Source organism: Sporosarcina sp. P33, from assembly GCF_002077155.1.
GTDB lineage: Bacteria > Bacillota > Bacilli > Bacillales_A > Planococcaceae > Sporosarcina.
Genome location: NZ_CP015027.1, coordinates 1,066,720 through 1,079,928, shown reverse-complemented (window position 1 = coordinate 1,079,928; position 13,209 = coordinate 1,066,720). Strand labels below are relative to the sequence as shown.

Here is a 13,209-nt window from a genome sequence, read left to right as displayed (position 1 = left end):
TTTTGGTTAGAATACGACAGAACTATATTTTAATTGGGGGTGTTACATGTGAGTACGTATTTACTTCCGGTCGTAGTCGGTGTGGTTTTTGGGGTGTTCGCGCGAATGCTTTTGCTGCGTACTGATTTTCGGCAATATCCCACCTACCCGACAGGAAGAATTATTCATCTTTCTTTTGGCTTTATCGCCGCATTCATCGGTGCTGTAGCGACCCCGGCCGTTCTGGAGTCTGACTGGACGGCAGTTACATTTCTGGGACTTGCAGCGACGCAGTTCCGGGAAGTGAGAAAAATGGAAAGAGAGTCGCTGGAGAAAATAGACACCTTTGAACTTGTCAAGCGGGGAGCCCCTTTCGTTGAAGGGATGGCCCAAGCATTTGAAAGCCGAAATTACTTAGTGATGTTCACGGCACTAGTGACTACGTTATGTGCCGTATTTTCATTCTGGGTTGGAATTATTGGCGGAATAGTCATGCTTATTATTGTGAAGTTCAATATGTCAGGTAAGTTTTTGCAGGATGTTGCAGATGTTACAGAAGCCCCCGTTCGTTTTGAAGGGCCGACACTTTTTGTTGGCGATATATTAATTAAAAACGTTGGGCTGGAGGATACGAGGAAAATTATTACCGAACAAGCGGTTGGCGCAATAGTCATTCCGAAAAATCAAAACAGCATTGTTACATTATCATTCCTGGGGCAGCGACAGGCGATGTTACATCACGTGGCGACTATTCTTGGGAGTTATCTCGACTCGGGCGAACCTGCTTTAATTCCGCTTACGAAACGGGACATGGCGGACGGACGAATCGCATTGTTTTTCTTGCCGCGGGAAAAGGAATTTCATCAAATTAAGGCGGTCTTGGATAAAGTTCCAATTCTGGACAGTGCCATTCGGATGCCTAAGGAAGCGGATAAAGGAAATTCATAAAACGGAAAAATATGCGGCTTAAAGCGAAGGCATGTTTGAAGTCAGGATAATTGGGAGTTGAGTGAATTGGAGAATCAGCAAGCGACAATAGCTGCAGTCATCACGGTGAAACCCGAAACAATCAAAGGCGGCGGCGCACCTGTTTTTGTGGTGACGGATCAAACGGAATTACAAAAAACGAGTATGACACTTGAAAAAATTATGGACGCTTCAGCTCATGAAATCGACGCAAACACAATAATTATCGTTGTGCGTTAACTGTTGCAAAGGAGAGAGATCAGTATGGAGAATAAAATATGCATGTCTGTTGGGAAGCCTGAGCAACGGATCGATGCGGTAGAAAAATCGACTGGAAAAGTCAGGTACGTAGGGGATTATTCGGCTCCTGGTCTTATGCACGCGAAACTTGTGAAAAGCACACAAGCTCACGCCAAGATTATTTCTATAGATACAGCGGAAGCATGGAAAATGCCCGGAGTGCGTGCGATTGTTACAGGTGAAATGTTTCCGTACCATATTGGACCGATTTTAGCAGATCGTCCGCCGCTGGCATTTGAGAAAGTCCGCTATTACGGCGAACCTGTAGCAATTGTCGTGGCAGACCATGAACATCAGGCAAAACAGGCGACCGAGAAAGTGAAAGTTGCATATGATCCTTTGCCTATTGTGAACTCTGTTCAACAAGCATTTCTAAAAGATGCCCCGCTTGTACATGAAAATGCCGAACAATACACAAAAATAATAAGTGACGTCTATCCGAAAGCAGCTACAAATATTGGAAGCCATATTAAAATCCGTAAAGGAGATTTTGACGAGGCGTGGGCGAAAAGTGAGGAAACGATAACAAAGACTTATTCGTTTAATCTTTCGGATCACGCTGCAATGGAGACAAGAAGCACACGGGTTGAAATTAATCCGGCGGGTAAAGTCATCATCCATACTTGCAGTCAGTCGCCATTTACCATCAAAAAAGTGCTGAATCAATTTTTCAATGTTGATGTAGGGAATATCCTCGTGCATATCCCGATGGTTGGGGGTGCATTTGGCGGGAAGGGCACAGTTCAGCTGGAACCGCTGGCCTATTTGGCATCAAAGGCAGTCGGCGGAAAGTTAGTAAAGTTGGAATTTGACCGGGAAGAAGATATGACAACGGCGCCTTGCCGTATTGGCTTTGATGCAACCGTACAGCTTGGCGTGACAAAAGAAGGAAAATTACTTGCAGGGAAATATACGTACCTAATCGATTCAGGGGCCTATTCAGATCAAGCCGCGGGAATCACGCGGGCGGCGGCGCTTGATTGTACAGGGCCGTATAACATACCAAATGTATGGTGTGATTCGTATTGCATGTATACGAATCATCCTTTTGCCACTTCATTCAGGGGATATGGACATCCGGAACTGACTTTTGCAGTAGAGCGGACAATGGATCAGCTGGCTGAGAAATTGAATATGGACCCGCTTCAGTTTCGTATGATAAATGGCATAAAACCAGGAGATACAACGCCGACACAAACGGTATTAACGGCAAATAATATAGGGGATTTGGAAAAATGTATGAACCGTGCGAAAGAGCTGATTCAATGGGATGAAGGCCGAAAAGTTGAAAGTGGTAAAGATTTAGTGCGCACGAAAGGAATCAGCGCCTTTTGGAAGACGTCTACAACAGCAACAAATGCACAGGCGGGCGCTATAATCATTTTTGAAGCAGACGGCAGTGTGAATTTAAATTGTGCTGCTATAGAGCTGGGACAGGGAACAAAAACGATTCTTGGCCAAATTCTTGCGGAAAAGCTAAAAATGGATATGAATAAAATTCATGTCACAATGGAAGTGAATACACAATATGATCCGCATCAATGGAGAACAGTCGCGAGCAGTTCAACTTTTCTGGCAGGACGCGCTGTTGTGTATGCCGCCGATCATGCAATTGCCCAGCTGAAAAAAACAGCTGCGGTTGTGCTTCAATGTGCTCCAGATGATTTAGATGTAGGCGGCGGGAGAGTTTACTTAAAGGCCGATCCAACGCTGGGTGTGGATATTAAGGATATTTCTTTAGGGTATACGTATCCGAGCGGACATTCCATTGAAGGTCAAATTGTAGGAATCGGAAAACATATACAGCGGCATTTAACACCGATGGATCAGCAAACAGGTTTTGGAAAGCCCGGGCCTTGGTGGTCGGTTGGTGTACAGGCTGTGGAAATTGAATTGAACACAAAAGATCTCACCTATTCTATTGTAAAAGGTGTCACGGTTCTCGACGGCGGAACCATCATTAACCCGATGACGGCGGCACAACAAATGCGCGGCGGCATGTATATGGGCTTAAGTTACGCGACGAGTGAAAAGTTTGTGTTTGATGACAACGGTGTTGTTCAAAATTCGGATTTCCGAAATTATCCGATGCTGCGTTACGGGGAGCAGCCAGCTGAATATCACATTGATTTTATCGAAACTCCTGCAATAGATGGTCCTTTCGGCGCCCGCGGTATCGGGGAATACGGTGTTATTGGAGCACCTGCATGTTTGGCAAATAGCCTTTCTGCTGCAGCAGGAGTGCAATTAAACGAATTGCCGCTCACACCCGAATCCATTTGGCACACTAAGAAGGAGGGGACAAAATGATTTCATTTGATTTCCAGTATTTTAAACCATCCTCCGTTGCAGATACGGTGAAGACATATAACGAAGTGCATAAGCAAGGTCAGCAGGCTGTAATAATTTCTGGCGGCACTGAATTCATAACCTTTGCGCGTGTGAATAAGATCCATGCGGATGCAGTAATTGACAGTAAAGGGATTCCGGAATGTAATGTGCTGGAGAAGCGGGACGATGAATTAGTGATTGGAGCAGCCGTTTCATTAAATAAAATTACAGATTCAAACTTGTTTCCGCTCCTCGGTGCCACTGTCAAACAAATTGCGGATCATACTTCACGAAACAAAATTACAATTGGCGGGAATATTAACAGCGAATTGATATACAAGGAAAGTGTTTTGCCACTTTTGCTTACGGATGCGAAAGTGAAAATAACGAAGGGAAATAGTGTGGAGATCGTTTCGCTGACATCTGTATTTGACAGGAAAATGAATCTTACTTCAGGGGAGTTACTTCTTCAAGTCATTATTGACGCATCGTATACTAGCTTGCCGTATGTGAGTCTTAAAAGAACAAAGTTTTCGAAGGTTGGCTATCCGGTCGTTTCAGCAGCTGCAATTGTTAAAGATGGCCGGCTGCGGGTTGCTTTTAGCGGTGTGTGTGACTACCCTTTCAGATCCGATGAAATGGAAAACGTATTAAATGATTCGTCACTCCCGGTGTCAAAAAGAATTGAAACGGCGATGGCGCATCTTCCATCCGATATCGTGGATGACCTTCAAGGTTCTGGAGAGTACAGGGCGTTTGTGCTGAAAAATGTGTTGCTGGATGTCATGGAAGAAATGGAGATGGGAGAATGAACATACAAAATGCAGCGTCTAAGTCTTTTATACATTTACATGTAAACGGGGAAACAAAGGAGGCGGTTGTTCGGAATGCGGATACACTTCTATATACGTTAAGGGAAAAGCTTGGATTAACTGGTGCCAAACGATCATGTGAAAATGGGGATTGCGGTGCGTGTACGGTGCTCGTGAACGGAGAACCAACCCATTCCTGTCTGTCATTGGCTGTCGAGGCAGTCGATTTGCCAATCACGACAATTGAAGGACTTTTACATTCGCCAGTTCAACAGGCATTTGTTAATAAGTGGGCGATTCAATGCGGATTTTGTACACCTGGTTTTATTGTGAATTGTCATGCATTAATACACAATCATCCAGATGCTGATGAGGAAGCTGCAGAAGAGTGGCTGCAATCAAATATTTGCAGGTGTACGGGATATCAGGAGATAAAAGAAGCAGTGAATTCATTGATGGAATCAACTAATCATTTCACAAATAAAAAACATCCGGGACTTTCATCAACATGAAAGTCCCAGATGTTTTTTTTATCCTTTTTTAAAGCTTTGATTTCCGCTGTTGAGGGACTGGATGAGCTGAAGTGTCTGCGCCGCCTGCTCAATCTGCTGCTGCACCTGTTCTATTTGCTGCTGTTCAGCAGTCGTGGACTGTGTGATTGAGATTCCCTGCATATAATTTAACTGCTGAACCGCTTGCTGCAGCTGTTGCTGTGCTTGCTGCAAGGTTGCCAGATCAGACATAGACGACATTTGCTGAAGCGATTGTACAGCTTGCTGCATGGACTGTAAAGCCATTTTCTTTTTGGTGTCAAATTGCTGTTCCGCCTGCGATTGATTTTCTTTCAGCTGCTGTTGCTGCTGTTTCATTTGCTGTTCTTTATAGCTGTTCCCTTTTTGCCCGTCCTGCATTTTCATATTCATGACTCCTAACTAAAGTTATTTACTTATAGTCTGCCCACATAAAAGTTATTTATAATGAATAATCTGGCGAACAATTGTAACTGTCCGATTAAATTACGCATATTCCAACGTAAATTGTCTGATGGCTTACTTGAAATTAACAAATTTCTAACTGAAATTGCTATTTATAACGTGCGAAAAGAAGGGAATACTGTGTTGCAGCGGCGGCTGAATAAACAATAAAATAGCCGCCTGTGCGATGAGGTTAGATCGGCACAGACGGCTGGTTTGAATGGGCAGACTGTAAAACTTTGCATTTTCATATTCCATGCTTACGAATTTATGAGCTGTTCGGCAGGGAAAATTCGTTGGAGATCATTCAAGAATGTTTGGCGCTCTTCGGCGTTATGGAGATAAATTGGTTCAATTACTTCTTTCAGCCAGCTTCTGCGCTCAGCCCGATCAGCCACATTCCGTTTTACATACTGCCGTACATCTGACAAAAAGTCCAGGTAGTCCTCGTAGCGTTCATCATACGTCTCAGCAATTTCTGTGCGGATTTTTTTAGCCAGAGAAGGGCTTGCACCACTCGTAGAGACGCTGATGATCAGTTTGCCGCGTGTCGTGACCGCGGGAATTTGGGCAGTTCCAAGGGCTGGATTGGACGCGTGGACTACCAGTTTTCCGGCATCTTTTAATAGTTTTGCCAGATGATCATTTACTGTTTCACTATCCGTGACAAGCAGCGTGAGGAAAGCATCTTTTACATCTTCCCATTCTGCTTTTTTATGTTTTAAAGTAACCATCCCTTGTTGCGCTAATTTAGTAAATGAGGGGTGAAATACAGGGCTTACGACGGTTGGATGAATGCCGAAGCGGTGCAGATTAAGCACTTTATGGTACGCGACGTGACCGCCGCCGACCAGCACGATTGTTGACTGGTCCATATTCTCAAGCATGATGGGGAACATACAGTCCACGCTTCCTTTCTGCCGCTTCACTGGCCCTTTCATTCAAAATCGTATGAATGGCCGGATGATAACCCAATGCGGGGCACAGATGAATGGCGGTTGATGTTTCGATAGTCTTTAGTGTCCGTTCGATTGATTTCATTAAAATACCGGTAAACAATAAGTATGGCAAGATGTAAAGATTCTTCGGCTGCTGTTTTAACAGGCGCTCAAGCTCTTCTGCGAAGAATGGGCCGCACGCTGCCAAGTATCCTACACTGACATTTTGCAGGCCGGTTTTTTCTTGAAAGCTTCTTTTAATAGCCGTGAAGTCCTCTTTTGTTGCAGGATCACTGCTGCCTCTTCCAATCAACAGGATAGCGGCGCCGTCAGGAATTACGTCTGCTGTTTCATATAATCTCTCAATCAGTACATCGACCATTCGTTCATCCACACCAATCGGGTCGCCGTAATAGATAGGCACTTCCGGATAATGTGTCATGACTTCGTGAAGCTCTGCGGGAATATCGGCAATTGCATGGCCCGCACGCAACAGCAAAAAGGGGATCGCAACGATTTCAGTTGCACCGCGTTCGATGCAGCGGGCGATGCCTTCTGCGATGGAAGGTTCAGCCAATTCAAGAAAACATGCTTCCTGAATAGGGGCAGCTGCTGTTTCCATCGTTTTCTCAATGAATGCCAAAGCAGCCTGCTGTCCTTTCTTTACGCGGCTGCCGTGGCAAATATATAGAATGGCTCTCATACCATTGCCTCGTGTAATCGGCGTTCTTTAGCGGACTCTTCAAACCATTGTAATTCATCACGCAGCCGGACCACTTCTCCAATCACAATCATACTGGGGTTTTTGACTTCTTCAAGTCGGGCAGTTTCTGTCATAGTAGACAGCGTAGCAGTTACTGTATGCTGTGTATCTGTTGTCCCCCAGTGAATGAAAGCTACAGGAGTGTCAGGATTTTTACCGTGATCAATCAATTGTTTCTGGATATATGGGAGATTACTGACACCCATATAGATAGCAAGGGTATCGATGCCTTTTGCAAGTGCCTGCCATTTCTCCGCTTCATCCGCACCTTCTTTACGATGACCTGTGACGATTGCAAATGATGCGCTATAGTCACGATGTGTGACAGGAATACCTGCATAGGCAGGAGCGGCAATTCCGGACGTAATGCCCGGAATCACTTCGAATGGGATGTGATGCTCCACTGCAAACGCTGCTTCTTCACCGCCGCGGCCGAAAATAAAAGGGTCGCCGCCTTTCAGACGTACGACTTGCTTACCTTGCTTCGCATGTTTAACCAATAAGAAATTAATCATATCCTGCTGGACGAAATGATGTTTTGGAAGCTTCCCTACAAAAATCAACTCCGCGTCCGACTTTGCATAGTGCAAAATCTCTTGATTGATCAGTCTGTCGTAAAGAATAACATCCGCTTGCTGTATTGTTTTCACCGCTTTGACGGTCAATAAATCGGGATCTCCCGGACCCGCTCCGACTAGCCAAATTTTTCCCATTCCAATCACTCCTTAATTAATCCATTTTTTATCACGCAAGTAGCCGATCAATTGGTCGACACATTCTTCAATCGTAAATTTATCAGTTTCTAATACCAGCTCAGGGTTTTCAGGTGCTTCATAAGGCGATGAGATACCTGTAAATTCAGGAATTACACCGGCACGGGCTTTTTCATACAGACCTTTCGGATCGCGTTCTTCGCATGCGTCAAGCGGGCAGCTGATATAGACTTCGACAAACTCATCGTCTTCCACCAAACGTCTGACACTGTCGCGGTCTTCCTGGAAAGGGGAGATGAATGCTGTGAAAACGAGCTGACCGCTGTCGATGAATAATTTGGAGACTTCACCGATCCGCCGGATGTTCTCCTTTCGTGCTTCGTCAGAAAAACCTAAATCCTTATTCAATCCGTGACGGACATTGTCGCCGTCCAACACGTACGTATTGGCTCCAAGATCGTGCAGCCGGCGGGCAGCCGCGTTGGCGATTGTAGATTTTCCTGAGCCTGAAAGTCCCGTGAAGTAAAGGACCGCACTATGGTGCCGATTTTTTGCACGTTGCTCCTCTTTTGAGATTAATTGATCATGCCATACGATATTCTTTGTCATTTCATCTCTCCTCACTTCACCGGTTCTTTTTCTTTAAGGCCGCTGATCAGTACATCGACTACTTCTTTACGGCTGAATTCTGCTGGAGGCAGAATACCGTTTTTCAGCATTTCACGTACTTTCGTCCCCGAAAGAATCACGTGCTGTTCACGGGTGTGCGGGCATGTTTTGGCGGTCGCCATGTTGCCGCATGCTGTACAGAAGAAGCTATGTTCAAAAAATAGCAAAGTGATGCCGATTTCTTCCGGCGTAAAGTTCGAGAAGATTTGCTGTGCTTCGTAGGTTCCATAATAATCTCCAACACCGGCATGATCGCGGCCGACAATGAAATGGGTGCAGCCGTAGTTCTTGCGCACAAGTGCATGGAAAATCGCTTCACGGGGTCCCGCATAGCGCATTGCGGCAGGGAAGACAGCCAGCTTGACCCGGTCTTCAGGATAATAGTCACGCAATAACACCTGGTAGCTCTCCATCCGCACATCTGCGGGAATATCATCGGACTTTGTTTCTCCGACTAATGGATTCAATAAAAGTGCATCCACAATTTCGAGTGCGGTTTTTTGAATGTACTCATGTGCGCGGTGTACCGGGTTGCGGGTTTGGAAACCAACAACCGTTTTCCAGCCGTTATTTTGGAATGCATTGCGTGTCTCTGCCGGATCAAAGTAAAACTCCGCAAAATTTTTCTGTTCGATTCGTCTGATTAACTTGACGGGCCCACCAAGATAGATGTGACCGCGGTCAAGCAGCTTCGCAACACCCGGATGTTCCCGGTCTGTTGTTTTATATACTTTTTCTGCTTCCAGCTGCTGATCAGGTTCGTACATATCGGTTATTTCCAGTGTGCCGTAGATATCGCCCTGATAATCTAGCAGCACAGTGTCGCCTACAGAATAAGCCGAGCTGTCTTTTACAGGCAGTGTAATAGGCAGGCTCCAAACCTCGCCGTTTGCCAGGCGGATATCATTAACAACTGCATAATAATCTTCAGAAGTCAGGAATCCGGTCAGCGGACTGTATGCGCCGGTTGCGATTAATTCCAGGTCACTTACGGATGTTGCATCAATGGAGACCGTTTTATGCACCCCTTCAATCGATGCAGAAGGGTCGTATAAATTCACTAAAGTACCGCCATGTGGTTGTATTGTTGTCATTTGTAAACACCTATCCTTTTTAATTAATAAGTCATATAGAAATACTCGGCTTTAAATGTAAAAAAATTTACGTATGCAGTCCGCATTCCGTCTTCCCGCTTCCAGTCCACCTGCCGGAACGCATATCCTCTTCAGTAAATGCAGGCTTCGTACATGTTGCACATCCAATACTTGGGAAACCTTGATCATGCAATACGTTATAATCCAGTTCATGTTTATGGGCGAAGCGCCAAACATCTTTCCATGTCCAGTGAATGAGAGGACATACTTTGATTTTTTTAAAACGCTGATCCAAATTTAAAAACTCTGTTGTTTTCCTCGTTTCGGATTGTTCTCTCCGCAACCCTGATATCCAGGCGGCGGAAGGGGATATTGCTTCTTCCAGCGGCTTAATCTTCCGCAAGTCACAGCATAGATTCGGGTTGTTTTTCCAAAGTTCAAGGCCGTATTGTTCAGTTTGCTGTTCTATGGTCAGTCTGGGCTGCTGCATATGAATGTGAAGCTGCGGATAACGCTTCTTTACTTTTTCAATTGTTTCATATGTTTCCTTGAAGTGATAATTGGTGTCCAGGAAAATGATTTTGGCATCTGCTTTTATGCGTGAGATCAGTTCGATCAATACAATACCTTCAATGCCGAAGCTGCAGGCGTAGACGAGTTTTTCCCCATAGTGGCTGTATGCCCACTGCAACACTTCAGCAGCCCCTTTTGTCTCAGAATCCGCAGGAAACACCGGCAGCACAGCTGTCTCATTCCACGATTCAAATGTAACCATTTCATCCCTCCGCTTACTGTTTATAATATGCTTAGTTTACCAGACAATTGAAAATAGTCAATACAAATTAGAATAGTAGGGTTTTAAATTTTTAAGTGTGAGTAAGCAGGAATTGCAATGCGTAATGTCTAGTGATAGAGAGACTGCTGACTAATTTCCTTTTTACGCAGCGATCTGGCTTGCTTCCCAAATAACGGTGCCGAGACTGACTAACTTCAGTATTTTGACGTACGTTTAAAAACTGCAAACAGTAATTGAGAAAGAAACTTTTCAACTTTTTTACTTTTCATGTCAAAAATCAATTGGTATACTGAATAGTAGCAGTATACCATTATAACTAAAGGAAAGAGTGTGCACCCTATGGGCCGTAAATGGAATAATATTAAAGAGAAGAAAGCATCTAAAGATGCGAATACTAGCAGAATCTATGCGAAGTTTGGCCGTGAAATATATGTAGCAGCAAAATCAGGAGATCCAAATCCGGAATCTAACCAGGCATTGAAATTCGTGCTGGAACGCGCAAAAACATACAGCGTACCGAAAGCAATCATCGACCGTGCCATTGAAAAAGCTAAAGGCGGCGGTGAAGAAAACTTCGACGAACTACGTTACGAAGGCTTTGGACCGAACGGTTCGATGGTGATTGTTGATGCGTTGACAAACAATGTAAACCGGACAGTTTCAGAAGTGCGTGCCGCATTCGGTAAAAATGGCGGGAATATGGGTGTCAGCGGTTCTGTTGCCTATATGTTTGATCCTTCAGCTGTAATCGGAATTGAAGGAAAAACAGCAGACGACGTATTGGAATTACTGCTGGAAGCGGATATAGATGCAAATGATATCGAAGAACAGGACGGTCAAGTACTTGTATATGCAGATCCGTCAGCATTTCACGAAGTACAGGAAGCGTTCCGCCAGGCAGGTGTTACAGAATTTTCTGTAGCTGAATTAACGATGCTTGCGCAAAATGAAATTTCATTGGACGAAGAAGCACAGGAACAGTTTGAAAAAATGATCGAGGCGTTGGAAGATTTAGAAGATGTGCAGCAAGTTCACCATAATGTAGATTTAGCATAAGAAAGCAGCTGTTCCTTTTGGAGCAGCTGCTTTTACATTATTTCATAATGACTTTCCATCCGTCATTCGGCTCTTCTGTTGTCTCGACATAAGCAGGCAAGAATACGAACGACCAGGGAGTGGCTGTAAAAGCTGGGATATCCAGATTCAGTGAAAAGTTCTCTTCAGCCGCCAGTTCTTCCCGCTCATTCAGTACATGAACGGCAGTTTCACGAAGAGACAGTACGTCTGGGCGGTTATTTTGCAGAAATACCGTAGCAACTAAACCGCCGTTTCGCTTTCGTTTCAGCAGGATGGGAGTAATTGTCACTTCTGCCCCAACTGATTTTTTCAGTTCGAATTGATGAATGAATGCTTGTTTTTGCTGATCTGACAAAGTGGCTTCCCATGTTTTTTCGAATACAATCTGCATCAAGCAGACCTCCTTTAACCTATATCATTCCCGTTAATTTGATATTTAAGTCCTATCATATCATACTTTATAAAATATAAATAACTATGACTTAATTCTCTTGCGAAAAGTATTTCGCAGAGCGTAAGAAATAGAGCTCTTCATTATTTGTGATCAACTGAAGGATTGCGATGAATGATGTATACTGGAGTAGAAATACGAAGATAAAGGAGAGAATAGTATGATACGCGTATTATTCGTCTGTTTAGGGAATATTTGTCGTTCACCAATGGCAGAAGGGGTCTTTCGGAAAATGATCCATGATGAGCAGCTGACGGATCAAATCGAAGTGGATTCTGCAGGAACAAGCGACTGGCATATAGGGAAGTCACCGCATGAAGGCACACTTGCTAAATTGGCGGAATATGAAGTGTCCGCTGAAGGGATGGCCGGGCGTCAGTTGACGCCAAACGACGCAGAAGGCTTCGACTATATTATAGGAATGGACGCAGAAAATATCCGCAATATTCGCAAGCTGTTCGGCGATCACGGACATCCGCGCATTCTTCGATTTTTAGATCTCACGAGTCATCAAAAAGATGTGCCTGATCCATATTTCACCGGAGATTTCCAGGAAACGTATGACTTGGTGCTGGAAGGGTGCCAGGCTTTAATGAAGCTTATCAAGGAAGAGGACTTAACCAAATGAAGATTCCTATCTTATATGAAGATAATCATGTATTAGTTGTAGAGAAACCTGTAAATATACCGGTTCAGGAAGATGCAAGCGGCGATTTGGATGTGCTCACACTATTGAAGGAAGACATCAAAAGACGTTACCAAAAACCGGGGAATGTTTATTTAGGTCTTGTCCATCGTCTTGACCGCCCAGTCGGCGGTGTAATGGTCTTTGCTAAAACCTCCAAATCAGCTTCCCGTCTATCAGATCAGCTGCGCCGCGGGACGATTGACCGAAAATATTTAGCGGTTGTGCGTGGAGTGCCTAAGAAAAAGCAATCTACCCTGAAGCACTATCTGTATAAGGACCGCAGAAAAAATCAAGTATACAGTGTAAAACCAAACCATCCTGAAGGGAAGGCGGCAAGCTTGGATTATCAGTTACTTGAAAACAGTTTCGGCCAAAGTTTAGTGAGCGTCCGTCTTCATACAGGACGTTCTCATCAAATCCGTGTACAGATGGCAACTGAAGGGTTTCCTTTGTATGGCGATCAGAAATACGGAAGTGCATTCAATAAACCTGGAGAGCAGATCGCGCTATGGGCGCATACTCTTGAATTTGAACATCCGACAACAAAAGAAACGCTGCATTTTGTGTCCAAGCCGCCGCGAGTCTATCCTTGGGAGTTATATACTACTCATAATCAAGTCTACAAAACATACGGCTAGTGAACAGCTGTACATTCTTG

General features: G+C 44.5%; 16 protein-coding genes. 8 read left to right on the top strand and 8 right to left on the bottom strand.

Translation table 11 applies throughout. The features are described from left to right. Positions 1–48 precede the first annotated feature (48 nt). The 5 genes from SporoP33_RS05510 to SporoP33_RS05490 all read left to right on the top strand — a co-directional run bounded on the left by SporoP33_RS05510 (position 49) and on the right by SporoP33_RS05490 (position 4,900). A complete protein-coding gene (locus tag SporoP33_RS05510) occupies positions 49–927 on the top strand; it encodes a YIEGIA family protein (protein WP_099662747.1) in 879 nt (292 codons plus the stop codon). A 66-nt stretch (positions 928–993) separates the two neighbouring features. Further along, the gene (locus tag SporoP33_RS05505) at positions 994–1,185 is read left to right on the top strand and encodes a capping complex subunit for YIEGIA (RefSeq protein WP_081242792.1); all 192 of its coding nucleotides are present in this window, start codon (positions 994–996) and stop codon (positions 1,183–1,185) included. 24 nt (positions 1,186–1,209) lie between these two features. Next, on the top strand, positions 1,210–3,555 hold the full coding sequence (locus SporoP33_RS05500; protein WP_081242791.1) for a xanthine dehydrogenase family protein molybdopterin-binding subunit: 2,346 nt from the start codon (positions 1,210–1,212) through the stop codon (positions 3,553–3,555). After that, on the top strand, positions 3,552–4,388 hold the full coding sequence (locus SporoP33_RS05495; RefSeq protein ID WP_081242790.1) for an FAD binding domain-containing protein: 837 nt from the start codon (positions 3,552–3,554) through the stop codon (positions 4,386–4,388). The genes SporoP33_RS05500 and SporoP33_RS05495 overlap by 4 nt, the downstream gene beginning before the upstream one ends. Next, the gene (locus tag SporoP33_RS05490; RefSeq protein WP_081242789.1) at positions 4,385–4,900 is read left to right on the top strand and encodes a (2Fe-2S)-binding protein; all 516 of its coding nucleotides are present in this window, start codon (positions 4,385–4,387) and stop codon (positions 4,898–4,900) included. The genes SporoP33_RS05495 and SporoP33_RS05490 overlap by 4 nt, the downstream gene beginning before the upstream one ends. Positions 4,901–4,918: 18 nt before the next feature. Here SporoP33_RS05490 and SporoP33_RS05485 read toward each other — a convergent pair whose 3' ends face one another. The 7 genes from SporoP33_RS05485 to SporoP33_RS05455 all read right to left on the bottom strand — a co-directional run bounded on the left by SporoP33_RS05485 (position 4,919) and on the right by SporoP33_RS05455 (position 10,314). Continuing rightward, the gene (locus SporoP33_RS05485; protein WP_081242788.1) at positions 4,919–5,305 is read right to left on the bottom strand and encodes a hypothetical protein; all 387 of its coding nucleotides are present in this window, start codon (positions 5,303–5,305) and stop codon (positions 4,919–4,921) included. 317 nt (positions 5,306–5,622) lie between these two features. Then, entirely contained in the window at positions 5,623–6,261 is a 639-nt protein-coding gene (locus SporoP33_RS05480) for a precorrin-2 dehydrogenase/sirohydrochlorin ferrochelatase family protein (RefSeq protein WP_081242787.1), read from the bottom strand. Continuing rightward, positions 6,242–7,003 (bottom strand): sirohydrochlorin chelatase, encoded by a 762-nt coding sequence (locus SporoP33_RS05475; RefSeq protein WP_081242786.1) that lies wholly within the window; start codon positions 7,001–7,003, stop codon positions 6,242–6,244. The genes SporoP33_RS05480 and SporoP33_RS05475 overlap by 20 nt, the downstream gene beginning before the upstream one ends. After that, positions 7,000–7,776, bottom strand: a complete 777-nt coding sequence (gene cobA / locus SporoP33_RS05470; RefSeq protein ID WP_081242785.1) for a uroporphyrinogen-III C-methyltransferase — start codon at positions 7,774–7,776, stop codon at positions 7,000–7,002. Before cobA ends, SporoP33_RS05475 begins: the two co-directional genes overlap by 4 nt. Positions 7,777–7,788: 12 nt before the next feature. Further along, the gene (cysC, locus tag SporoP33_RS05465; RefSeq protein ID WP_081242784.1) at positions 7,789–8,385 is read right to left on the bottom strand and encodes an adenylyl-sulfate kinase; all 597 of its coding nucleotides are present in this window, start codon (positions 8,383–8,385) and stop codon (positions 7,789–7,791) included. Between the two features lie 11 nt (positions 8,386–8,396). Continuing rightward, positions 8,397–9,539 (bottom strand): sulfate adenylyltransferase, encoded by a 1,143-nt coding sequence (gene sat, locus SporoP33_RS05460; RefSeq protein ID WP_081242783.1) that lies wholly within the window; start codon positions 9,537–9,539, stop codon positions 8,397–8,399. A 67-nt stretch (positions 9,540–9,606) separates the two neighbouring features. Continuing rightward, a complete protein-coding gene (locus SporoP33_RS05455) occupies positions 9,607–10,314 on the bottom strand; it encodes a phosphoadenylyl-sulfate reductase (protein ID WP_081242782.1) in 708 nt (235 codons plus the stop codon). Between the two features lie 360 nt (positions 10,315–10,674). Between SporoP33_RS05455 and SporoP33_RS05450 the strand changes: the two genes are divergently transcribed. Further along, a complete protein-coding gene (locus SporoP33_RS05450) occupies positions 10,675–11,391 on the top strand; it encodes a YebC/PmpR family DNA-binding transcriptional regulator (protein WP_081242781.1) in 717 nt (238 codons plus the stop codon). A gap of 37 nt (positions 11,392–11,428) precedes the next feature. Here SporoP33_RS05450 and SporoP33_RS05445 read toward each other — a convergent pair whose 3' ends face one another. Then, positions 11,429–11,803 carry an SLAP domain-containing protein gene (locus SporoP33_RS05445; RefSeq protein ID WP_081242780.1) on the bottom strand — a complete coding sequence of 125 codons (375 nt, stop codon included), beginning with the start codon at positions 11,801–11,803 and terminating at the stop codon, positions 11,429–11,431. A 220-nt stretch (positions 11,804–12,023) separates the two neighbouring features. Between SporoP33_RS05445 and SporoP33_RS05440 the strand changes: the two genes are divergently transcribed. Together SporoP33_RS05440 and SporoP33_RS05435 are read left to right on the top strand one after the other, a co-directional pair. Then, positions 12,024–12,491, top strand: a complete 468-nt coding sequence (locus tag SporoP33_RS05440) for a low molecular weight protein-tyrosine-phosphatase (RefSeq protein WP_081242779.1) — start codon at positions 12,024–12,026, stop codon at positions 12,489–12,491. After that, positions 12,488–13,189, top strand: a complete 702-nt coding sequence (locus SporoP33_RS05435; protein ID WP_081242778.1) for an RluA family pseudouridine synthase — start codon at positions 12,488–12,490, stop codon at positions 13,187–13,189. Before SporoP33_RS05440 ends, SporoP33_RS05435 begins: the two co-directional genes overlap by 4 nt. Positions 13,190–13,209: the final 20 nt, after the last annotated feature.

Coding starts and splice junctions, on each gene's coding strand:
- SporoP33_RS05500 (WP_081242791.1), top strand. CDS start 1,210: ATGGAGAATAAAATATGCATGTCTGTTGGGAAGCCTGAGCAACGGATC.
- SporoP33_RS05495 (WP_081242790.1), top strand. CDS start 3,552: ATGATTTCATTTGATTTCCAGTATTTTAAACCATCCTCCGTTGCAGAT.
- SporoP33_RS05490 (WP_081242789.1), top strand. CDS start 4,385: ATGAACATACAAAATGCAGCGTCTAAGTCTTTTATACATTTACATGTA.
- SporoP33_RS05485 (WP_081242788.1), bottom strand. CDS start 5,305: ATGAAAATGCAGGACGGGCAAAAAGGGAACAGCTATAAAGAACAGCAA.
- SporoP33_RS05480 (WP_081242787.1), bottom strand. CDS start 6,261: ATGTTCCCCATCATGCTTGAGAATATGGACCAGTCAACAATCGTGCTG.
- SporoP33_RS05475 (WP_081242786.1), bottom strand. CDS start 7,003: ATGAGAGCCATTCTATATATTTGCCACGGCAGCCGCGTAAAGAAAGGA.
- cobA (WP_081242785.1), bottom strand. CDS start 7,776: ATGGGAAAAATTTGGCTAGTCGGAGCGGGTCCGGGAGATCCCGATTTA.
- cysC (WP_081242784.1), bottom strand. CDS start 8,385: ATGACAAAGAATATCGTATGGCATGATCAATTAATCTCAAAAGAGGAG.
- sat (WP_081242783.1), bottom strand. CDS start 9,539: ATGACAACAATACAACCACATGGCGGTACTTTAGTGAATTTATACGAC.
- SporoP33_RS05455 (WP_081242782.1), bottom strand. CDS start 10,314: ATGGTTACATTTGAATCGTGGAATGAGACAGCTGTGCTGCCGGTGTTT.
- SporoP33_RS05450 (WP_081242781.1), top strand. CDS start 10,675: ATGGGCCGTAAATGGAATAATATTAAAGAGAAGAAAGCATCTAAAGAT.
- SporoP33_RS05445 (WP_081242780.1), bottom strand. CDS start 11,803: ATGCAGATTGTATTCGAAAAAACATGGGAAGCCACTTTGTCAGATCAG.
- SporoP33_RS05440 (WP_081242779.1), top strand. CDS start 12,024: ATGATACGCGTATTATTCGTCTGTTTAGGGAATATTTGTCGTTCACCA.
- SporoP33_RS05435 (WP_081242778.1), top strand. CDS start 12,488: ATGAAGATTCCTATCTTATATGAAGATAATCATGTATTAGTTGTAGAG.